This window comes from Streptomyces sp. NPDC048254 (assembly GCF_043201895.1).
GTDB lineage: Bacteria > Actinomycetota > Actinomycetes > Streptomycetales > Streptomycetaceae > Streptomyces.
Genome location: NZ_JBICZJ010000023.1, coordinates 1 through 20,128, shown reverse-complemented (window position 1 = coordinate 20,128; position 20,128 = coordinate 1). Strand labels below are relative to the sequence as shown.

Annotated in this window: 17 protein-coding genes and 1 pseudogene; 12 read left to right on the top strand and 6 right to left on the bottom strand. The window is 69.2% G+C overall.

Annotated elements, in window-relative coordinates; translation table 11 throughout:
* Positions 1-20: 20 nt before the first annotated feature.
* The 5 genes from ACGFZQ_RS43490 to ACGFZQ_RS43470 all read left to right on the top strand — a co-directional run bounded on the left by ACGFZQ_RS43490 (position 21) and on the right by ACGFZQ_RS43470 (position 6,379).
* On the top strand, positions 21-743 hold the full coding sequence (locus ACGFZQ_RS43490; protein WP_393845085.1) for a nuclear transport factor 2 family protein: 723 nt from the start codon (positions 21-23) through the stop codon (positions 741-743).
* Between the two features lie 81 nt (positions 744-824).
* Positions 825-2,339: an ABC transporter substrate-binding protein gene (locus tag ACGFZQ_RS43485; protein WP_393845084.1), complete on the top strand. Its 1,515-nt coding sequence runs from the start codon at positions 825-827 to the stop codon at positions 2,337-2,339.
* 31 nt (positions 2,340-2,370) lie between these two features.
* On the top strand, positions 2,371-3,312 hold the full coding sequence (locus tag ACGFZQ_RS43480; protein WP_393845083.1) for an ABC transporter permease: 942 nt from the start codon (positions 2,371-2,373) through the stop codon (positions 3,310-3,312).
* Positions 3,309-5,330 carry a dipeptide/oligopeptide/nickel ABC transporter permease/ATP-binding protein gene (locus tag ACGFZQ_RS43475; RefSeq protein WP_393845082.1) on the top strand — a complete coding sequence of 674 codons (2,022 nt, stop codon included), beginning with the start codon at positions 3,309-3,311 and terminating at the stop codon, positions 5,328-5,330. The genes ACGFZQ_RS43480 and ACGFZQ_RS43475 overlap by 4 nt, the downstream gene beginning before the upstream one ends.
* Positions 5,327-6,379, top strand: coding sequence for an oligopeptide/dipeptide ABC transporter ATP-binding protein (locus tag ACGFZQ_RS43470; protein ID WP_393845081.1), 1,053 nt, complete (start codon positions 5,327-5,329; stop codon positions 6,377-6,379). The genes ACGFZQ_RS43475 and ACGFZQ_RS43470 overlap by 4 nt, the downstream gene beginning before the upstream one ends.
* Before the next feature lie 475 nt (positions 6,380-6,854).
* Here the strand turns inward: ACGFZQ_RS43470 and ACGFZQ_RS43465 are convergent, their stop codons facing one another.
* The 6 genes from ACGFZQ_RS43465 to ACGFZQ_RS43440 all read right to left on the bottom strand — a co-directional run bounded on the left by ACGFZQ_RS43465 (position 6,855) and on the right by ACGFZQ_RS43440 (position 13,272).
* Complete coding sequence (locus tag ACGFZQ_RS43465) at positions 6,855-8,315, bottom strand: alpha/beta hydrolase domain-containing protein (protein WP_393845080.1); 1,461 nt, start codon at positions 8,313-8,315, stop codon at positions 6,855-6,857.
* A gap of 227 nt (positions 8,316-8,542) precedes the next feature.
* Positions 8,543-9,658, bottom strand: a complete 1,116-nt coding sequence (locus ACGFZQ_RS43460; protein WP_393845079.1) for a sugar ABC transporter substrate-binding protein — start codon at positions 9,656-9,658, stop codon at positions 8,543-8,545.
* 87 nt (positions 9,659-9,745) lie between these two features.
* Complete coding sequence (locus ACGFZQ_RS43455; RefSeq protein WP_393845078.1) at positions 9,746-10,786, bottom strand: ABC transporter permease; 1,041 nt, start codon at positions 10,784-10,786, stop codon at positions 9,746-9,748.
* Positions 10,783-12,393, bottom strand: a complete 1,611-nt coding sequence (locus ACGFZQ_RS43450) for a sugar ABC transporter ATP-binding protein (RefSeq protein ID WP_393845077.1) — start codon at positions 12,391-12,393, stop codon at positions 10,783-10,785. The genes ACGFZQ_RS43455 and ACGFZQ_RS43450 overlap by 4 nt, the downstream gene beginning before the upstream one ends.
* A 103-nt stretch (positions 12,394-12,496) precedes the next feature.
* On the bottom strand, positions 12,497-12,838 hold the full coding sequence (locus tag ACGFZQ_RS43445) for an EthD domain-containing protein (protein WP_393845076.1): 342 nt from the start codon (positions 12,836-12,838) through the stop codon (positions 12,497-12,499).
* Between the two features lie 32 nt (positions 12,839-12,870).
* Positions 12,871-13,272 (bottom strand): RidA family protein, encoded by a 402-nt coding sequence (locus ACGFZQ_RS43440; protein WP_393845075.1) that lies wholly within the window; start codon positions 13,270-13,272, stop codon positions 12,871-12,873.
* A gap of 219 nt (positions 13,273-13,491) precedes the next feature.
* Between ACGFZQ_RS43440 and ACGFZQ_RS43435 the strand changes: the two genes are divergently transcribed.
* The 7 genes and pseudogenes from ACGFZQ_RS43435 to ACGFZQ_RS43405 form a co-directional block, all read left to right on the top strand.
* The gene (locus tag ACGFZQ_RS43435; RefSeq protein ID WP_393845074.1) at positions 13,492-14,430 is read left to right on the top strand and encodes a helix-turn-helix domain-containing protein; all 939 of its coding nucleotides are present in this window, start codon (positions 13,492-13,494) and stop codon (positions 14,428-14,430) included.
* A gap of 286 nt (positions 14,431-14,716) precedes the next feature.
* The gene (locus tag ACGFZQ_RS43430; RefSeq protein WP_393845073.1) at positions 14,717-15,727 is read left to right on the top strand and encodes a substrate-binding domain-containing protein; all 1,011 of its coding nucleotides are present in this window, start codon (positions 14,717-14,719) and stop codon (positions 15,725-15,727) included.
* A 3-nt stretch (positions 15,728-15,730) separates the two neighbouring features.
* A complete protein-coding gene (locus ACGFZQ_RS43425) occupies positions 15,731-16,747 on the top strand; it encodes an ABC transporter permease (RefSeq protein ID WP_393845072.1) in 1,017 nt (338 codons plus the stop codon).
* An 89-nt stretch (positions 16,748-16,836) separates the two neighbouring features.
* On the top strand, positions 16,837-17,667 hold the full coding sequence (locus ACGFZQ_RS43420; protein ID WP_393845227.1) for an ATP-binding cassette domain-containing protein: 831 nt from the start codon (positions 16,837-16,839) through the stop codon (positions 17,665-17,667).
* Entirely contained in the window at positions 17,664-18,389 is a 726-nt protein-coding gene (locus ACGFZQ_RS43415; RefSeq protein ID WP_393845071.1) for a nucleoside/nucleotide kinase family protein, read from the top strand. Before ACGFZQ_RS43420 ends, ACGFZQ_RS43415 begins: the two co-directional genes overlap by 4 nt.
* Positions 18,390-18,398: 9 nt before the next feature.
* A complete protein-coding gene (locus ACGFZQ_RS43410) occupies positions 18,399-19,430 on the top strand; it encodes a LacI family DNA-binding transcriptional regulator (RefSeq protein WP_393845070.1) in 1,032 nt (343 codons plus the stop codon).
* Between the two features lie 297 nt (positions 19,431-19,727).
* Positions 19,728-20,128, top strand: a pseudogene (locus tag ACGFZQ_RS43405) (esterase); the annotation flags it as partial.

Below are 20,128 nucleotides of genomic sequence, written 5' to 3'. Positions count from 1 at the left end.
CCATTCACGAGGAGCCGTACATGAGCGACACCGCACAACTGACCATCGAGCAGAAGCTCCAGAAGGTCCTGGACATCCACGAGGTCCACAACGTGATGGGCCGGCACGCCTACTACCACGGGCTCGGCAAGAACGCCGAGGAGCTGGAGGCGATCTGGGTCAAGGAGACCCCGGAGCCCACCTTCGCGCAGAACCAGGGCTACTTCGTCGGATACGAGTCGATCAACTACTACTACGGCGAGCTGAACCGCAAGATGCAGCGAGCCAACCTCAAACTGCTGCGCCAGCACTACCCCGAACTTGAGGAGTCCGACGACAACCTGGGCGTCGGCACCCTGATCATGCACCCGCTGACCACACCGATCATCGAGATCGCCGGCGACGGGAAGACCGCCAAGGGCATGTGGTACTCCCCGGGCCAGGTCACCGAGATCATGCCTCCCGACCACAGGCCCGTCGCGCACTGGATCTGGGAGAAGTACGGCGTCGACCTCGTCCGCGAGAGGGGCCAGTGGAAGATCTGGCACCTGCACGTCTACACGGACTTCTTCACGCCGGTCGGCGCGAGCTGGGCGGACCGGACCGCGGACGCGCCGATGGGCGTCGGCGGCCCCCCGGTGGAGATGCCGCGCCCGGACATCGAGAAGGAGACCTACAAGGTCTACAGCCACACCCAGGTCCCGCAGGACTTGCCGCGCATACCCGAGCCCTACCAGACCTTCGGCGAGACCTTCAGCTACTGACAGCAGTGGCACCGACAGCACAACGGACGACGGGAGTTGGTATCAATGTCGATCTCATCCCGCGAGTACTCAAGAAGGTCGGTGCTCGCAACAGGCGCGGCCGCGGCGGCCGGGAGCGGACTGCTCACGGCCTGCGGCGGCTCCTCCTCGGGCAGTGGCACCGACGACGGCACCCTCACGATGGCGTCGTTCCCCAACGGGAACACCCTGGATCCCTGGGGATCCATCGTGAGCTTCTGGAGCGAGCAGGCCGTCTTCGACACCCTCACCCGGGTCAAGGACGACGGCACGGTCGGTCCCTGGCTGGCCACGTCCTGGGAGTACACCGACCCCTCCACCCTGGTGATGAAGCTGCGCGAGGACGTGAAGTTCAGCGACGGCACCGCCTTCGACGCGACGGCGGTGAAGGCCAACTTCGACTACGCCAAGAACAGTTCGGGCACGAAGAACTCGGGCAGCTCCGCGTACGTGGCCAACATCGCGTCGGTCACCGTCTCGGACTCCCACACGGTCCGCTTCAAGCTGGTGCACGCCAACCCGGACATGCCGTGGGCGTTCTCGCAGCAGACCGGCTGGATGGCGAGCCCGACGTCACTGGCCAAGCCGAAGAGCATGGTCATGGGCGCGGTCGGCACCGGCCCGTACCTGCTGGACACGGCGGCCAGCACCGCCCAGCAGACGTACACCTACACCCGCAATCCCGCCTACTGGGCGGGCAAGGAGGGTCTGTTCGAGAAGCTCGTCATCAAGATCATCTCTGATCAGACGGCGGCGGTGAACGCCGCGCGCACCGGCCAGGTGGACTTCCTCATCACTCCCGACCCGAAGACCAAGATCTCCGGGTTCACGTCCATGGGCGGCGCCCCGCTGGCCATCCAGGGCTTCCTGTTCCAGGACCTCAAGGGAAGCCTGTCGGCCCCGCTCAAGGACGTCCGGGTGCGCCAGGCCATGAACTACGCGCTCGACCGCGCGGCCATCCTGAAGAACGTCTCCGGCGGGCAGGGGCAGGTCAACCACTCCACGCCGTTCCTCACCTCCGGCCCGTACACCGACAGCCAGGTCAAGACGCTGTACGACTACGACCCCGCCAGGGCCAAGGAGTTGCTGGCCGCCGCCGGGTACGCCAAGGGGTTCACCGTCAAGGCGCTGGCCAACGCCCAGTTCTCCACCATGGCCCAGGCCATCGCCGGATACCTGCGCAAGGTCGGGGTGACGTTGCAGCTCAGCGAGCACTCGACCGATGTCATCCAGGAGACCAACTCCGGTAAGTGGCCGGTGGTCTGGCAGCTCACCACCGTCTCCGGCCAGCCCTTCTCCGACGTGTCCAACCTGATGACCGAGAGCGCGCTGGCCAACACGGAGAAGAACAGTGACCCGAAGATCGACCGGTTGCTGAGGCTGGCCGCCGAGGCGAGCGGGACCGCCGAACGAAAGCGCATCTACCAGGAGTTGAGCCTGTACGCGGGCGAACGGGCCTGGCTGCTCATGCCGGTGACGACCCGCAACGTCTTCCAGTGGAACGCGAAGAAGGTCACGGTGTCCCTCCCTACGGGCGCCGCGACCCCCGATCTCTTCATGATGAAACCGGCCGGCTGACCCGGCCGACGGACATCGAGGTGCACGCCGTATGTTCCGGTTCCTGCTCAAACGCCTCCTGGTCGCCCTGCCCATCCTGTTCCTGGTCGCCACCTTCACCTTCTTCCTGGTGCAGATGGTGCCCGGCGACCCCGCCTCCTTCCTGCTGGGCGGTTCGGCCTCCGCCGCCCAGGTCAGGGAACTGGACGCCCAACTCGGTCTCGACCGGCCCGTCCTGGCGCAGTACGTCTCGTGGCTGGGGGACGTGGCGCACGGCGACCTGGGGGACTCGTTCGTCTCCAACCAGCCGGTCGGGCAGTCCCTCTCCGGCGCCGTGCCCGCCACGCTGTCGGTGGCACTCGGCGCCACCCTGCTCACGCTGGCACTGGGGGTACCGCTGGGCATCGCCTGCGCGGTCCGCGGCGGGCGACTGGACCGCGCGGTGCGCGCCGTGTGCGGACTGACCATGGCCGTGCCCAACTTCTGGCTCGCCGCGCTGCTCGTCTTCGTGTTCGCGGTGCGGCTGCGGGTGTTCCCCGCGACCGGCTACGTCACCCTCGGGGACTCGCCGACGGGCTGGCTGGAGCATCTCGTGCTGCCGGTGGTGGCGATCGCCGTGGCCGGTCTCGGGCAGGTCGTCTTCCAGACCCGGGCCTCCGTGCTCGACACCCTCGCGCTGCCGTACGTACGGACGCTGCAGTCCGCCGGCGTGCCGCGCCGCCGGATCCTCTACAAGCACGTGCTGCGCAACGCCGCGATCCCGGTCGCCACGGTGACCGGCCTCAGCTTCGTGTTCGTCCTCGGCGGTGTCGTGGTCATCGAGGCGATCTTCAACCTCAACGGATTGGGCAGCCTCATGCTCTCCTCGGTACAGACCCATGACCTGGCCCTGGTCCAGGGCGCCGTCCTCTACTTCAGCCTGGTGGTGATCATCGTCAACCTGACGGTCGACATGGTCACCGCATGGCTCGACCCCCGGGTGCGTGTGTCATGACCGCCGCGACCCGGCCGCGCGGCGAAACGTCCGCCGACCTCCTCCCGCCGGCTGGCCCCTCCCCGCTGCGCGCCGCCCTGCGGTCGCTGGCGCGCAGGCCCGCGGTACTGACCGCCGCAGGCTGGATCGCGCTGGTCGTCCTCGCCAGCGCCCTGGCCGGGCCGCTGTCCCCGCACGATCCGCTGGAGCAGGATCTCGGGCACACCCTGACCGGCCCGAGCGGGGCGCATCTGCTGGGCACGGACGAACTGGGCCGCGACCTGCTCTCCCGCCTGCTGCACGGCGGCGGATACCTGCTGGCGGTCGCCCTCGTCCCGGTCGCCGTGTCCTACGTCATCGGCGTCTTCGCCGGGTTGCTCGTGGGATACGTGGGCGGGTGGGCGGACAGTGTCGCGGACTTCGTCGTGAACGTGATGCTGTCCGTGCCGTCGATGGTGGTGATCCTCGCCGTCGCCGTGGCCACAGACACCAACCTCCTGGTGCTCACGGTCGTCTTCGGGATCCTCGGCAGCGCGGGCACGCTCCGCCTGGTCCGGGCCACCACCCGGTCGGCCCGGGAGCTGTTGTACGTGGACGCCGCCAAGGCGGCCGGGCTGCCGACCCGCCGCATCCTGGCCCGGCACATCCTGCCGAACGTGGCCGGGCCGCTGGTCGTCCAGGCCTTCCTGCTCTACAGCGGCACCTTCATGTTCCTCAACTCGCTGTCCTTCCTGGGCCTCGGCTTCTCCCCCGAGAAGCCGAGCTGGGGGCAGCTCGTGTACGCCGCGACGCAGCATCTGGAGGACGACCCGTGGCAGATGGTCCCGATAGGCGTCGCCCTCATCGCCACCGTCCTGGCGCTCAACTCCCTTGGTGCAGCAGTGTTGGACGTCCTGCCCACGGCCCAGCGGGACGTCCTGCTCTCCGCCCGCCGACGGGCCCCCCGCCACGAGACCGCGCCGCCCGCCGCCCGCACCCGAGGGTCCCGCACGGACGACGTGGCGGGGCCCACGGACCCCGGACCCGCGCCGGACGGCGTGCTCGTGGTCGACCGGCTGACGGTCGCCCTGGACGGGCCGCGTGGCGAGCAGCCCGTCATCGAGGACGTGTCCCTGCATATCGGGCGCGGCGAGAGCGTCGGCCTGGTGGGTGAGTCCGGATCCGGCAAGACGGTCACCGCCCTGGCGGTCCTGGGGCTGCTGCCGCCGTCGGCCCGGGTCCGCTCGGGCCGCGTCCTGCTCGGCGGGCAGGACCTGACCCGCCTCTCCGAGCGGGAGCTGGGCAGGGTGCGCGGCACGCAGGTGGCCTACGTCTCCCAGGAACCGATGGTGGCCCTCGACCCCTGCTTCACGGTCGGCTCGCAACTGGTCGAGCCGCTGCGCCTGCACTCCGGAGCAGGCCGCACTGCGGCCCGGGCCCGCGCCCTGGAGCTCCTGCGCCTGGTGGGGATACCCCGGCCCGAGGCGGTCGCCCGCAGCCACCCGCACCAGCTCTCCGGCGGCATGGCGCAGCGGGTGTCGATCGCGCTGGCCCTCACCGGCGAGCCCGACCTGCTCGTGGCCGACGAGCCGACCACCGCGCTGGACGTCACCGTCCAGGCGGAGATCCTCGACCTGCTGCACTCCCTGCAGTGCGAGCTTGGCATGTCGCTCCTCCTGGTCACCCATGACCTGGCCGTCGTGGCGGACCTGTGCGACCGCGTCGCGGTGATGTACGCGGGTGAGATCGTCGAGCTGGGCGCGGCGGAGGAGGTCCTGCTCAGGCCGGCCCACCCGTATACGCGCGCACTGCTCGACGCGACACCCGAAGTGGCCGCGGGCGGTATCCCGCGGGTCGTGGAGGGCTCGGTGCCCGGGCCCGGCCGGCGGGCGGCGTGGTGCCGGTTCGCTGACCGGTGCGGCCATGCGACGGACACGTGCCGGTCCGGGCCCGTACCGCTGTTGCCGCTCGGACCGCCCCTACCCCCGGACGGGACACAGGCCGAACAACTCAGCCGATGCCTGCGTACCGCCGAGATCCTGGAGAGGAGCCCCCGATGACGGACATCGCGACGGATTCCCTGTTGAGCGTGGAAGGGCTGCGCGTCGACTACCGGCAACGCGGGCTGCGCCGCGGCTCCCACCGCGCGGTCGACGACGTGTCGTTCGCCATCGCCCCGCACGAGACCCTCGGCCTCGTCGGGGAGTCGGGCTCCGGGAAGTCCACCATCGGCCGGGCTGTCCTGGGCCTCGTACGGCCCTCGGCGGGGCACATCCGGCTGAACGGGCGGGAGATCACCGGCCGGGGTCGTTCAGCCGGGCAGCGGCGGGAGATCGCCAAGGACCTCCAGGTGGTCTTCCAGGACCCGTACACCTCGCTCAACCCCTCGCGCACGATCGGCAGGACCCTCACCGAGCCGCTGGAGACGCAGGGCCGCCTGAGCGCGGCCGAGGCGCTCGGTGAGGTGGAACGCCTGCTCGCCTCGGTCGGCCTGCCCGTCGACACCTCGGGCCGCTATCCGCATGCCTTCTCGGGCGGCCAGCGCCAGCGCATCGCCATCGCCCGCGCGCTGTCCACCACACCCCGGCTGGTGATCTGCGACGAGGCGCTCAGTGCGCTGGACCTGGTCACCCAGGGCCAGGTACTGGGACTGCTGGCGCGGCTCCAGCGCGAGCTGGGCGTCGCCTTCCTGTTCATCGCGCACAACCTGCCGGTCGTCCACCACATCTCACACCGGGTCGTGGTGCTCTACCAGGGCCGGGTCATGGAACAGGGCCCGGCGTCACTGGTCAACGACGACCCCCTGCACCCCTACACCCGGGCACTCCTCGCCGCCGTCCCGGTACCCGACCCCCCGCGGCAGCGCGAACGGCGCCGGCTGCGCGCGGAAACGGTCGCCGCGAGCACCGCGACCGCGCAACAACCCTCCGGGGACGGATGCCCCTTCGTCCCGCGCTGTCCCTTCGCGGCGGACGTCTGCCGTACGGCACGACCGGCGGACGTCCGGGTCGGTGAACGCACGGTGGCGTGCCACATGTTCGACGCGGCCTCCGCACATCCGGGTCGTACGGCGGACGGCGTGCTCGGCCCGCCGCGACCCCGGCAGTGATCACGTTCCACGAGGACGACGTCCGGGGCCGTGCACACCCTCGACGCGGTCGAGTTCGAGGTCGCTGGCGGGTCGCTGAAGAACCCGGCCGTCTTCGGTGTCACGAGGCCGCAGACGCTGATCGCGTTCGTCATGTGCCCGCGTCGGTGACGAAGCGCGTGTGGTCCAACGAGCGGACTTTCCCGGCGAGTTCGCGCCCCGGTGCGGCGTCGAAGGGGGAGCTGGCCCCGGGGGATCTCGTTGCCGGCCGGGTGGAGGACGATGCTGGGGTGGATGGTGCCCTTGGAGTGTCCACGACGAGCATGCCGAGGCGGTCGCGCGTCCGGCATCGGCCTTGCTCATCGGGTGGTCGGCATGGGAACCGACCGTGGTGATCGTGATGCGCCGTCCCGGCCCGGGAACCGGGTGGAGCATGGGCCGGGACGGCGCCTGTCATGGCGTCCGGATCCCCGGACTTGGCACCGTCGGTGCGGTGTCAGCCGCCTACGGTGGAGTCGGCGGCGGCGAGGACGAGGGCGGTGGCGTCGGCCGGTCGGAGGTACCCGGCGGCCGTGGCGAGCCTGGCGGACGTGGCCCAGCGGGAGACGAACTGTGTGTGGGTGGGATACAGGGCCGCCAGCTTCTCGGCGCCGAACGGCACGGTGGTGCCGAACAGGAAGCAGAACTGCGAGCCTGTCTGGCCGAGGCCCGAGAGGGTCGCTACGGGGACGTCGACCGCCGGGGTGCGGACGCCGCCCTTGGCATTGCCGTTGGCGTCGAGCACGAAGGAGGTCGCATCGGCGGCCACTTCGAGCCTCGGCGCCGATGCGGGCGCCACTCCCGTTGTCGCCCACCGGTTCAGCGCGTGGACCGCGGCTTCCAGGACGTAGTGCGCCTGGCCCGCGTTGATCGGCGTGGAGCACGAGACCTGGGGGTGGGAGGGATCAGGGGTGGTCGGCGGGTCGAGCAGGGTGTTGAAGGCCTGGACGTCCCCTTGGCCGTTGCCGGTGTCGGTGGGGCCGACCGGGGTGATGTAGGTGTCGGCGTGGGAGGTTCCCGCGACCTCCCAGAGACGGAAGTTGGTGGAGTCCGGCTGTCGGGCCGCCAGATAACCGAGCGCCAGCACGTCGGTCTCGGTCTCGAAAGTGAGCACCGGTACCCGCAGGTCGGTGCGTGTAGTGAGTCCGTCCGGGACCGGGACATCGGCCTGGGGGGCTTCGGACAGCGCCGCCGAGAAGCCGGCCCGGCTCTCCAGGAGGATGCCGTCGTACACGTTGACGAGGGGCTGCACCGCGTCGACGTACGTGGTGAGCCGGAACGCCGACTGGGATTCGCCGATGCCCAGCACCTTGTGCGGCTGCAAGCCGCCGAGGACGGTGGCCGCGGAGTCGCGTACCGCCTGCCCGGCCTGCGAGAAGATGTCGTACGAGTAGCTGTCCCCGGGGTGTGACAGGGCGGCGTAGCGGTCCGGGTCAGCCGCCTTGGTCGCGTTGACCCCGACCGCCTGGGCGGAGACGCCGACCCAGGCGTAGCCCTCACGGATCAGTTCGTTGTGGGCCTGGACCCAGGCTATTCCCGCGTCCGTCCCGCCGGACACGTTGAGCCATTCGACCAGCACGGTCCCGTTGAAGCGCCGGGGATCCTTCGGCCTGTTCACGACGATGCGCGTGGTGTACGGCGCGATGCTCGCCGGCTCCACCGTCCACTTGCCGTCGGTGGTCAGGGGGTTGACCGGCTGGTAACTGTCGGCGGTCCCGGACAGGAAGTACTCGGACTGCTGGTAGCCGACCTGGCTCAGGTCGAATGCCGTGCCCTGGAGCTGGATCGTGCCCGTGCCGCCCGTGACCGGTCCCGTGACCTGCGGACTGGCCGCGGAGGAGGGTGAGGACGCTGCGCTGTCGGCGTGTGCGATGTCTGCGGTGGAGGCCGCGATCAGGAGTGCGATCGTCGCCGTCATGGTCTGTGCTAATCGGCGGATGCGTGGCCTTCTGTCGCATGTGGTGATCATGTCGTGCCCCTTTCGTCGGTGATCCCCGCGGCAGGTAACCTAGAGTCATGTTTTCCTTTTGGTCAAGCGATATTTCAATTGCTTGCATGTGAGATTCCCCTTTCAGGGAAGAGAATTCTCACAGCAAATATTGCCAAAATGGGTAATTCTCCGGGGTGCCTTCTTTGCCCCTTGTTTCAGCCCGTCCTGCCCCAGAGCTTGAGGTAGGCGCTCCGCCAGTCCACGTCGCCGTTCCAGGGGATGGTGGTGAGGTTGTCCTTGGTGATGAGCTTGAACTTGCTCGGAACGGAGAGCGGTACGTCCTGCTTGTTGAGGATCCGGTTCGTCTCGTCCAGTGCCTGGTAGGCCGCCCACTCGGTGGAGGCGGCGACGTCGGCGGTCTGCACCTTGCCGTCCTTGACGTAGCCGAGGTTGGCGGCGTTGCCGTCGGAGGAGACGAGCTGGATCTTGTCTCCGTTGGTACCGCGCTGGATGACCGGGATGAGGGCGGTGGCCGCGGCGTCGTAGGCCGCCCAGACCATGTCGGTCTCGGGATGTGCGGCGAGCGCGGCCTGGAACTGGGTGGGCAGGCTGGTCGACAGTCCCGCGATCTGGAAGCTGATGTCGTCGGTGATCTCGCAGCCGGGGCAGTACTTCTTGAGCGCGGCCAGGACACCTCGGTGATACTCCTTCACGGAGGGGAACTCGGGGTCGTTGACCAGCAGGATTTTGCCCTTGCCCTTGGTGGCGACGGTCATTTGGGCGCCCATCACCATGCCGTATTCATAGGCGTCGGGCTCCACCGTGGTGTCGAACTGGCCCTTCTTGAAGGGGCCGCCGTTGACATCCACGAGTGCCAGTCCCGCGGCCCGGGCGTCGTCGAGGGCGGGCTGGAGCTGATCGCCGCTTCCGGCGACGAAGAAGACGCCGTCGGCCTTGAGCCGTATCGCGGTCTCGACGGCCGCGCGTGCCTTGTCGGGGTCGCCCGCGGGGTCGATCATCTTGGTCTTCCAGCCGACGGCCTTGGCGGCCTCGGCGAAGGCGTCGACTCCCCGCTTGCAGTTCTCGGCCGCGTAGCTGCACGGGACGGTGACGATCAGTCGGCCTTTTCTGACCGGCGGGGCGGAAGCCGGGACATCAGTGGATGTCACGTCCGTACGGTACTTCGCGACGTACGCCGTGGCCTCTTTCAGTCCTGAGGCCGAGAAGGCTCCGGATGCGCCGGTCGCCCCCGTGGAACAGGCGGACAGTACCGCGGTGGACGTGGAGACGCTGAGGACGACGGTCAGCGCGCGGGATCTGGGCAGGGGCATGGAACTGTCTCCTTGGGAAGGGCGGAGCGGCGAGCTGTACCGGTAGCCGGGTGGGGAGCGTGGCAGTGGGGCCGGACGCTGCCCGGGTCAGGACGAGGTGCGGGCGGTCCGGCTGCGGGCGAGGAGCACGGAGGCGGCGACCGCGACGATGAGGGCCGCTCCGTTGAAGATGTTGGTCACCCAGGTCTGGGCACCGAGGAGGGTCAGTCCGTTGGAGCCGACCGCCAGCAGGAAGACGCCGACGACCGTGCCCCAGACGTTGAAGTAGCCGGCCTTGATGGTGGTGGCACCGAGGAAGGCCGCGGCGTAGGCGGGGAGCAGGAAGTCCGGCCCGATGCCCGGCGGCACACTGCCCGACCTCGACGCCTGGAGGAGACCCGCGAGCGAGGCCAGCGCACCGGCCGTCACGAACGCGGTGGTCAGGTAGCGGCCGGTGCGGACTCCGCTGAGCCGGGCCGCGTCCCGGCCCATGCCCGTGGCCCGCAGGTACCGGCCGAACGGTGTGCGTTCCATCGCGAACCACAGCACCACGGCGAGGACGAGGAAGTAGCCGAGGACCACCTGCAGTCCGCCGGCCTTCGTGATGGTCAGATCGGCGAAGGAAGCCGAATCGAGGGTCAGCAGGGAGCTGTCGGTGAGATAGAGGTTTCCGCCGGCGAGCAGGGTGCCGACGCCGAGCGTGGCGATGAACGCGTTGACTCCGACCTTGACCACCAGGAACGCGTTGAGGCATCCGACGCAGCAGCCCAGCAGGAGGGTGAGCAGCGCCACGAGCGGCAGCGGAAGTCCCGCGTTGGACGCCCAGGTGGCGAAGATCGCGCTGAAGCCGAGTATCGCGCCCAGGGACAGGTCGAACTCGCCCGCGGCGAGCGGCAGGATCGCGGCGAGGGCCAGAATCCCCGGGATCGACTGGTCGGCGAGGACCGACTTGGCGTTGTCCCAGGTGGGAAAGGTCTCGGGCGCCGCCACGGAGAAGGTGACGGCGAGCAGTATCAGGAAGATCAGGGCTCCGTAGCCGGACGCCGTGCTGCCCGCGACCTGGCGCCAGGTGCGCCGGGCCGTGTCCTGGGGGAGTGCCGGGTCCTGCTCGGGCTGTTCCGTCGCGCTCTGCGCTGCCGACGTGGTCATGCTGGCTCCTTGACGTGGGCCGGACCTTGCGCCCTGGTGGACAGGAGCGTGAGCCGCTCCTCGGTGATGTCGTCGCCCTCGACCAGGGCGACCTGCCTGCCGCGGTCCAGGACCAGGACCCGGTCGCACAGGGCGGCGAGTTCCTGGAAGTCGCTGGAGGCGAGCAGCACGGCGGTGCCGTCGGACGCCAGTGACCGGATGGTGGTGGCTATCTCCTGTTTGGCCAGCGCGTCGACTCCCTGGGTGGGCTCGTCGAGCAGCAGCACCCGGCCGTGGCGGCTCGCCGCGCGAGCGACCACGACCTTCTGCTGGTTGCCTCCGGACAGGGTGGCGATCGGGCGGGCGGGATCAGCGGGCTTCACCGAGTAGGCGGCGATCAGCCGGACCGCGTCGGCGTTCTCCGCGTCTCTCCGCAGCAGGCCGGGGCCGGTGACGAAGGCGCGCAGCCGCCCGAGAGAGAGGTTCTCCCGCACGGTCATCGGCAGGACGCAGCCGTCGGCGTAACGGTTCTGCGGTACGCAGGAGACACCTCGAGCAACGGCGTCGGCGGGTGAACCCGGCGCGTAGGGCAGGTCGTCGACGGTCATCCGGCCGCTGCTCGGCTGCTCGGAGCCGGCGAGAACGCGGACCAGCTCGCTGCGGCCGCAGCCCACCAGTCCGGCGACCCCGAGGATCTCCCCGGCGGCGACGCGCAGGCCGACATCGCGCAGCCGCCTCCCGGTCAGGCCCTCCACCGTCAGTACGGCATGGTCGTCACCGCTGCCCCGGACGGAGGGACGCTCGGCGGCCTCCGCTTCCGGGGCCAGGCGTCGGCCGACGACGAGGGAGACGATCCCTGCCGAACTCAGCCCCTGCACCTCCTGGTCCGCGACGAGCCGCCCGTCACGCAGGACGACCAGCCGGTCGGCGATACGGCGTACCTCGTCGGTGCGGTGGCTGACGTAGACGACCGTGCCGCCGGCGGCCCGCAACCGTTCAAGTGTCCCCAGGACCGCGTTCACCTCCTCCGAGGGCAGGGAGGCGGTCGGCTCGTCCAGGACCAGCACGTTCCTGCGGAGGCTTTCGAGACCGGACTCGTCCTCGTCCTGGAAGGCTCGTGCCACCCCGACCATGGTCCGGGCCGTCGGGTCCAGGGCGGAGACCAGGGTCCCGGGATCCCGGTCGACGCCGAAGAACGCCAGAACGCGCGCGACGTGCTCGTGCTGCGCCCGGCGGTCGATGGCCCGCAACGGCCCGCGGGTGCGGAACCGGTCCGCCAGGGCGAAGTTGTCCGCGACGGACAACGCCCCCACGAGGCCGATGTCCTGGTGCAGGAAGCGCAGACCGCGGGCGTGCGCCTGGGCCGGTCGCATGGGCAGGGCCACCGGTTTCCCCGCCACTTTGAGGGTGCCGCCATGGTCGGGCTCGTACACCCCGGCGAGGATTTTGATCAGCGTCGACTTGCCTGAGCCGTTCATGCCGAGGAGAGCGGTGATCGCCCCGCGCGGGATGTCCAGGGACACATCGGCGAGTGCTCGCTGGCCCGCGAAGGTCTTGCTGACGTGCCGCAGGCTCAGGGCCGGAGTCTTCCGGGCGGCCGTATCGGCCGGAGGGCCGTCGACTTGCATGGGTTTACCTCGCTCGGTGTCGGTGGGCAGGAGGCGACGCCTGAACTGCCCACAGCCCCTGGGGGTATGGGCCCACAGGCCGTCGGCCGGTGCGGGGCCGGGGTCAGCGGTGGTGGACGACGGTCGTGGTGCCGGGGTAGGCGATGACGGTGGCCCAGTCGATGAACAGTCCGGTGTCCTCGTCGACGGCGATGCCCTCGGGAGACTTCCAGGCCGCTTCGGCGGCCTCGTCGCTCTCGAAGACGTAGACGGAGACGGCGTCGTACTCACACCTCTGGCCGTGCCAGAGGTAGTCCTCGCGCAGCAGGGTCTGGCGGTACTCCACGAGGCCCGGCAGCTTGCGGGCCAGGGACGCGTGCACGGTGTGGTAATGCTCGGCGAACTCCTCGCGGGTCAGGCCGGGTTTGCGCCTGGTCGCGAAGACGAGGGTGTGGGGAACGGTCATGGCAGGCTCCGTTGCTGTGTTCGTTTCCGGGTTCATTCCGGGAGGACGGCGGTGATGCGGATCTCGACGCGCATCTTCGGGTCGCCGAAGCCCGCGACGCCGAGGCAGGTCCAGATCGGCGCCTGGTCCGGCATGTAGTGGCGGAACCGCTCGGTCATCAGCTGGACGGTCTCGTCGTCGAGCGGCGTGTGGTACGAGTTCACGTGGATCACGTGCGCCCAGCCCGCGCCGGCGAGGGCCAGGGTCCGCTCGATGTTGCGGAACGCCTGCGCGATCTCTTCGGCGATCGCCTCGGGGAACTCCCAGTCGTCGTTCCAGCCGCCCTGTCCCGAGATCTCGACCCGGTTGCCGACCTTCACGGCCTGCGCGTAGTGGAACAGCTCCAGATTCCTCTCCCCGTAGCCGGGCGTGACGAAGAACTCGGGCTTGCTCACGATGTCGCTCCTGTTCCTGCGCGGACGGACGAGGGCCGTCCACGGCTGAGTGCGGGTTCCGTGACCGGGAAGTTAGTTGCCGGCAGTGGCCGGGAACCGGCGTTCCGGGCACGGCGGAGTCGGCGTTTTCGGCACGGCCAGAAGCTCGGGAGTCGCGGCGCAAAATGCGCGGAACGAGTGGTTCATCCCGCTGAAACCTGCCGCACGGATGCTGCCGGTATGAGCACCTTGACCGCCGCGAGCGCGGAGGAATGGGCGCAGGTCTGCAGTGACAGCTTCGCGCCCTGCGGCATCGACCGCGTCGCGTCCGATTTCCGCGGAACCGTCGACGTCAGCGTCTACTCGCCCGCGACGGCCGTGGTCCGGCTCGCATCGGAGCCGATGGATGTGCTGCGCTCACGGCGGCATGTGACCGGGGCCCCGAGGTCCGACTACATGCTGCTGCTGCACCAGCGGGGCGGCCCCGGGCTGATGGAACAGGACGGGCTGTGCGCCGAGGTGCGGGTGGGGCAGGCGTTGCTGTGGGACGCCTCACGCCCGTACCGGTTCAGGTTTCCCACGGCAATCGCCCAGACAGTCCTGAAGGTGTCTCACGAGGAGCTACGGCACTGGTTCGGCGATGCCAGTGAGCTGTGTGTACGGCCGCTGCCGTCCTCGCTTCCCACCCTGCGCGTCCTGTCGGCGTTCCTGCGGGAGCTCGCCGATGTCGAGGACGAGCTCCAGGACCCGCTTCAGCGTGTCGAACTCGCCCACACCGCAGGCGAGTTGCTGGCCACGGCGCTCAGGTCGGCGGCGGGCGCCGGGGCGCCGCAGGCGGCGGGCCGGCAGGCCCTGCTGCGGATGATGCGCGACTTCGTCCGCGAGAACCTCGCCGATCCTCTGCTCGGGCCGGAGGTGATCGCCGAGCAACACTGTGTATCGGTGCGCTATGTGACCTCGCTGTTCCGTGATCTCGGCACCTCGCCGGCCGCGTACGTCCGTGAGCAGCGCCTGGAGCGGGCACGGCGGGCGCTGCACGATCCGCGTCGCCGTGATCTCGGCATCGCCGCGGTCGCGGGACTGTGCGGTTTCACCGACGCCACCACCTTCACCCGGGCCTTCCGCCGGGTGTACGGGGTCACACCGGCCGAGTACCGCTTCGGGGAGCGGGCCGCCTGATCCAGGTCCGCAGCATGCGGCGGCAGTGGAGGCGCCGACGGGCCCGAAGCCCTCGGGCGGCCTCACGTATGCGCGAAGCCCGGTCCACGGGCCCGCCTCGCCTCCCGCGAACATCGGCCTGGCTCCGGCATTCCTCCGTTCAAGAAACATGTCAAACTTCATAAAAAGTTACAAAAGTTGATCCGCAAAGCTTTGCGCAATGCCTATGCAGCAGTGTTTTCGCCAGCTAGGTTGTGCGGCAGTCCAGGCAGGTCGACGGAGACCTGTCGGCTGAAAGGAACAGATCATGGGACATCTGCGTATTCCTGTCAGAGTGCCGGTCGTCGCAGTGGCGGGCGCGGCTCTGCTGGTCGCCGGCTGTACATCGACCAAGAGCGGCGGGTCGGACACCGGTGCCGCCTCCGGTGGCAAGGTCTCCATCGGGCTGGTGACCAAGACCAACAGCAACCCCTACTTCGTCAAGCTGCGCGAGTCGGCGCAGGCCGAGGCGGACGCGAAGGGGGCCAGACTCATCGCCCTCGCGGGCAAGTTCGACGGTGACAACCAGGGCCAGGTCGACGCGATCAACAACCTGGTCACCCAGGGCGTCAAGGGCATCCTCATCACGCCGAGCAACTCCTCCGGCGTACTCGGCGCCATCAAGGCCGCCCGCGACAAGGGCGTCCTCGTCATCGCGCTGGACACCGCGACCGATCCGGCCAGTGCTGTGGACGCCACGTTCGCCACGGACAACAAGGCCGCGGGCGTCAAGCAGGGCAAGTACGTCAAGGGCGCCCTGGGGAGCAAGACGCCCGCCGTCGTCCTGCTCGACGGCACGCCCGGTTCCACCGTGGACGACCTGCGGCACAACGGCTTCCTGGAGGGCTTCGGGATCACCAGCGGCTCCTCGGAGATCAAGGGCACCGCCGTCACCAACGGCGACCAGACCAAGGCGCAGACCGCGATGGAGAACCTGTACCAGCGCGATCACGGGATCAACGCCGTCTACACGATCAACGAGCCCGCGGCCGCCGGCGCGGCTCAGGCGCTGAGCGGCAAGACGGGCGTGGTCATCGGTTCGATCGACGGATCGTGCACCGGTGTGGCCAACGTCAAGAGCGGCAAGTTCGCCGCCACCGTCATGCAGTTCCCGAAGAAGATGGCAGTTCAGGGTGTCGACGCCGTCGTGGACTACGCCAAGAACGGCAAGAAGCCCTCGGGGTTCGTCGACACCGGGTCCCAGCTGATCACCGACAAGCCCGTCTCCGGACTGGACTCCAAGGACACCGCCTGGGGTCTGAAGAACTGCTGGGGCTGATCCGTGACCACTACGCACACCCCTCCCGCGACGCCTGAGGCCCCCGCCGCCCGGCCCCCGGCCAAAACTGTTCTCGCGCGACTGCTCGGCAACACGGCGGCGGGCCCGCTGGCCGCGCTGATCATCGCCGTGATCGTGTTCGCGCTGAGCACCGACACGTTCTTCAACCTCGACAACGCGTCACTGATCGTGGAGCAGTTCCTGGTCGTCGGCACGCTCGCCCTCGGTCAGACCCTCGTCATCCTGACAGCCGGCATCGACCTGGCCAACGCGGCCATCATGGTCCTCGGAACCCTCGTCATCGCCAAGCTCGGCCAGCATTCCCTCCCCGGGGGCCTCGCCCTTCTCGTCGGCGTCCTGCTGTGCACGGCCATCGGCGTCGTGTCGGGCACGTTGGTGACCCGGCTGCGGCTGCCTCCCTTCATCGTCACCCTCGGCGTCCTGAGCGTGCTGACCGCGACCGGCCAGTTGTACGCCAACGGCGAGAGCTTCGCCGCTCCTTCCGGTGTACTGACCTTCCTGGGCGAACGGTCCTATCTGTTCGGCCAGATCGAGGTCACCAATGGCATGGGCCTCGCCATCGTCCTCATCGTCGGCCTGTGGTTCCTGCTCACCCAGACGTCCTGGGGCCGCAACGTGTACGCCGTCGGTGACGACGAGGAAGCGGCCAGGCTGACCGGCATCAACACCCGGCGCACCCTGCTGAGCGTGTACGTGCTGGCCGGGTTCGTCTACGCCGTCGCCGCCTGGCAGGCGCTGGGCCGCATCCCCAACGCCGACCCGAACGCCTTCCAGACCGGCAACCTGGACAGCATCACCGCCGTGGTGATCGGCGGCACCAGTCTCTTCGGCGGGCGCGGTGGCATCCCCGGCACCGTACTGGGCGCCCTGGTCGTCACCGTCCTCACCAACGGGTTGACCCAGGCCGGCATCGACAGCCTTTACCAGCAGGTCGCCACCGGCATCCTCGTCATCGTCGCCGTCGCGGTCGACCGTGTCGTCCGCAGGAGGGCAGCATGAACCAGCCCCGATCAGACGCCGCATCCGCCGGATCCGCCGGATCAGCCGCATCCGCCCAGGCGCCCGCGACGCCCACCGCCGACGTGGTGATGCGCGCGAGCGGACTGGTCAAGCGCTACGGCAACGTCGTGGCCATCCGCGAGTCCGACTTCGAGATCCGCGCCGGTGAGGTCCTCGCCATCGTCGGGGACAACGGCGCGGGCAAGTCGAGCCTGATCAAGGCCCTCACCGGGGCCCTCGTCCCGGATGCCGGAACCATCGAACTGGACGGTCGGCCGGTCCACTTCCACGGGCCGCGCGACGCACGCGCGGCCGGCATCGAGACCGTCTACCAGACCCTCGCGGTCGCCCCGCAGATGGACATCGCCACGAATCTCTTCCTCGGCCGGCCGCTGCGTCGTGAGGGCTTCCTGGGCTCGGGGCTGCGCATGCTCGACCACAAGAAGATGCGCACGCAGGCGGCCGAACAGCTCGACCGGCTCGGCATCGCCACCATCCAGGACATCACCCAGCTCGTCGGCACCCTGTCCGGCGGCCAGCGGCAGGCGGTGGCGGTGGCCCGGGCGGCCATGTTCGGCACCCGGCTGATCATCATGGACGAGCCCACCGCGGCCCTCGGCGTACGGGAGTCCCGCCAGGTCCTGGACCTCATCGCCCGGATCCGTGACCGGGGCGTCCCCGTCGTCCTCATCAGCCACGACATGCCGCAGGTCTTCGAGATCGCCGACCGCATCCACGTGCACCGCCTGGGCAGGCGCGCCGCGGTGGTCACCCCCAAGTCGTGCACGATGACCGAAGTGGTGGGCCTGATGACCGGCGCACTGCAGATGGGAGCCGACGGCACCCTCCTGGAAAGCACCACCCAGCACATGCCCGAGGAACCCCCCGCCTCCCACCACCCGTCGGAGCACCCTGAATGACGATCACCGGCAGCGACCGCACCGACGGCGAAGCCGACCCGGGCAACGGCACAGACAGGGAAGCCGACCCGAGCCTCACCCCGCTCTACGGGCATCGCTCCCTGGACGCCCTCACCGAGCGGTGCCTGCACCTGACCCGGGCCGGGCGGGCACTGCTCGGCATCGTCGGAGAACCCGGCGCGGGGAAGTCCACGTTCGCCGAACAGCTTCTGGCCCGGCTGGAGAAGGAGCAGCCGGGGTTGGCGGTGGCCGTGTCCATGGATGGATTCCACCTCGCCCAGAAGGTCATCGAGGCCCGGGGACAGGCGGCAGGCAAGGGCACGATCGACACCTTCGACGCCGACGGCTTCCTCGCTCTGCTGCGCCGTACGCGCGACGAAACCGGAAACACCGTGTGGTGGCCGGAGTTCGACCGTGACCTGGAGGACCCGGTGGCCGGGGCGATCGACGTCGCCCCCCACCACCGACTGGTCATCGTCGACGGGAACTTCTTGCTGGCCGCGGAGGATCCCTGGCGGCAGGTGAAGAACGTACTGGACGAAAGCTGGTTCCTGGACGCCCTCCCGGAGCCCCGGCGCGAGCGGCTCATCCGCCGCTACATCACCTACGGCTTCACCCCACAGGCCGCACGGGCCAAGACCCTGGGCGTCGACGAAGACACCAGTGCGCTCATCCGCAGTACCGTCTCACGGGCGGATCTCGTGCTCAGCGAGCTTGGGTAAGATCCGGACATGGCAGGCAGAGCACCCCGACAGACACCCACCATGTCCGATGTGGCCCGTCGGGCGGGCGTATCCGTGTCGACGGTGTCGCATGTGCTCAACAAGACCCGGCCGGTCGCCTCGGCGACGGTACGCAGCGTTCTGGACGCCGTCGCCGACACCGGTTACGTGCCCGATCCGGTCGCCCGTGCCCTGGACAGCACGGGCTACGGGACCGTAGGCCTGGCCATGTCCGCCCTGTCCAACCCCTACTTCAGCAACGTCGTCCACGGCATCGACCGGCACGCCTCGGCCGCCGGGTACTCGGTGCTCCTCGCGGACACCCACGACGAGGCGGACACGGAGATCAAGGCGGTCAGCGAACTGCTGCGCCGCAGGGTCAGCGCGATCATCCTGGCCGCCTCCGGAGACGGGACCCAGGCCATCCGGTACGCCAACAAGGTCGACGTCCCCGTCATCGCCATCGACCGCTTCGTTCCCGCCGCCGTCGACCAGGTCGCCGTCGACAACACCGAACCCACCGCGACCCTCGTGGACCATCTGGCGTCCATCGGACACACCCGCATCGCCATGATCACCGGACGCGACGGCCTCACCACGACCCTTGAGCGCCGCGACGGCTACCGGCTCGGCCTGCGCCGGGGCGACATCGAAGCCGACCCACGCTACGAAGCGGACGGTGACTCCAGCGAAGAGGGAGCGGAGGCGGCGGTAGCGTCGCTCCTGTCGCTTCCCGAACCGCCCACCGCTCTGGTCGTGGGAAACAACCGCATGACGATCGGTGCCATGCGCGCCCTGCGCGACTCCGGTCTGAAGGTCCCCGACGACATGGCCCTGGTGTCCTTCGACGACTTCGAATGGGCCGACCTCTTCCACCCCCGGCTGACCGCCATGGCCCAACCCGCCCTGTCCATCGGCGAACAGGCCGTCTCCATGGCCCTGTCCCGGATCACCTCCCCCTCGCTGCCACCACGCAAGGTCACCATCAACCCGGCCTTCATGCACCGCGAATCCTGCGGCTGCCTTGCTTCCGAGGCCTGACGCCCACAGCCGAGCACCTGGCGCATTCACGCGCACGACAGGCGGGTGGACAAGTGGATCACTGGCAGGTTCCGTGACGGTCACACCGCCTGTGGCTGCGGCGGTGTGAGTCGCCACCTCGCAACCTTGGGAGCCTTCTATCAAAATTATCATCAAAATTGTTAACAATTATGTGGACTCCTTGCCCTACAGTCTGGGACCGAATGAGCCGCACAGCCCGACCTGCCCGTGGCGTCGCCCGGGTGGTGCGCAGGTACGGCTGTGATCACGCAATCCGCTGCACAAGGAGGTCCACAGGTGGACATCGACCGCAGAACCGTTGTCCGGAGCGCCACGGGCGTCGCAGCCCTGGCCGCGTTCGGAATCGCCGGGAGCACGGCCGGCACGGCCTTCGCCGGCACCTCGTCGTCGCACGGTTCGTCGAGCACGTCCTCGGCGTACTCGCTGGAGTTCGATTCCACCGCCTGGTCGTACGACGCGACCAACGACGTGTACTACCAGCTCGGGAAGGTGTACGTCGCCAATCCGGCCACGACGGACTACGAGAACCTGTCGATCTACGTGCCGGGGGCCTATCTGACGGCCACCGCGAACAGCGACGGGACCACGTACACGGCGACGGTCGACCCGAAGGGCACCGTCGGCGGCTACTCGGGACGCACGGCGCCGATCGTGATCCCGGTCAACACCCCCGGCTA

What these genes read in the sequence shown, in the direction of transcription:
- ACGFZQ_RS43475 (WP_393845082.1), top strand. Translation starts at nt 3,309, where the DNA reads ATGACCGCCGCGACCCGGCCGCGCGGCGAAACGTCCGCCGACCTCCTC.
- ACGFZQ_RS43415 (WP_393845071.1), top strand. Translation starts at nt 17,664, where the DNA reads ATGACGATCACCGGCAGCGACCGCACCGACGGCGAAGCCGACCCGGGC.
- ACGFZQ_RS43455 (WP_393845078.1), bottom strand. Translation starts at nt 10,786, where the DNA reads ATGACCACGTCGGCAGCGCAGAGCGCGACGGAACAGCCCGAGCAGGAC.
- ACGFZQ_RS43445 (WP_393845076.1), bottom strand. Translation starts at nt 12,838, where the DNA reads ATGACCGTTCCCCACACCCTCGTCTTCGCGACCAGGCGCAAACCCGGC.
- ACGFZQ_RS43460 (WP_393845079.1), bottom strand. Translation starts at nt 9,658, where the DNA reads ATGCCCCTGCCCAGATCCCGCGCGCTGACCGTCGTCCTCAGCGTCTCC.
- ACGFZQ_RS43465 (WP_393845080.1), bottom strand. Translation starts at nt 8,315, where the DNA reads ATGACGGCGACGATCGCACTCCTGATCGCGGCCTCCACCGCAGACATC.
- ACGFZQ_RS43420 (WP_393845227.1), top strand. Translation starts at nt 16,837, where the DNA reads ATGCGCGCGAGCGGACTGGTCAAGCGCTACGGCAACGTCGTGGCCATC.
- ACGFZQ_RS43490 (WP_393845085.1), top strand. Translation starts at nt 21, where the DNA reads ATGAGCGACACCGCACAACTGACCATCGAGCAGAAGCTCCAGAAGGTC.
- ACGFZQ_RS43410 (WP_393845070.1), top strand. Translation starts at nt 18,399, where the DNA reads ATGGCAGGCAGAGCACCCCGACAGACACCCACCATGTCCGATGTGGCC.
- ACGFZQ_RS43480 (WP_393845083.1), top strand. Translation starts at nt 2,371, where the DNA reads ATGTTCCGGTTCCTGCTCAAACGCCTCCTGGTCGCCCTGCCCATCCTG.
- ACGFZQ_RS43435 (WP_393845074.1), top strand. Translation starts at nt 13,492, where the DNA reads ATGAGCACCTTGACCGCCGCGAGCGCGGAGGAATGGGCGCAGGTCTGC.
- ACGFZQ_RS43450 (WP_393845077.1), bottom strand. Translation starts at nt 12,393, where the DNA reads ATGCAAGTCGACGGCCCTCCGGCCGATACGGCCGCCCGGAAGACTCCG.
- ACGFZQ_RS43470 (WP_393845081.1), top strand. Translation starts at nt 5,327, where the DNA reads ATGACGGACATCGCGACGGATTCCCTGTTGAGCGTGGAAGGGCTGCGC.
- ACGFZQ_RS43430 (WP_393845073.1), top strand. Translation starts at nt 14,717, where the DNA reads ATGGGACATCTGCGTATTCCTGTCAGAGTGCCGGTCGTCGCAGTGGCG.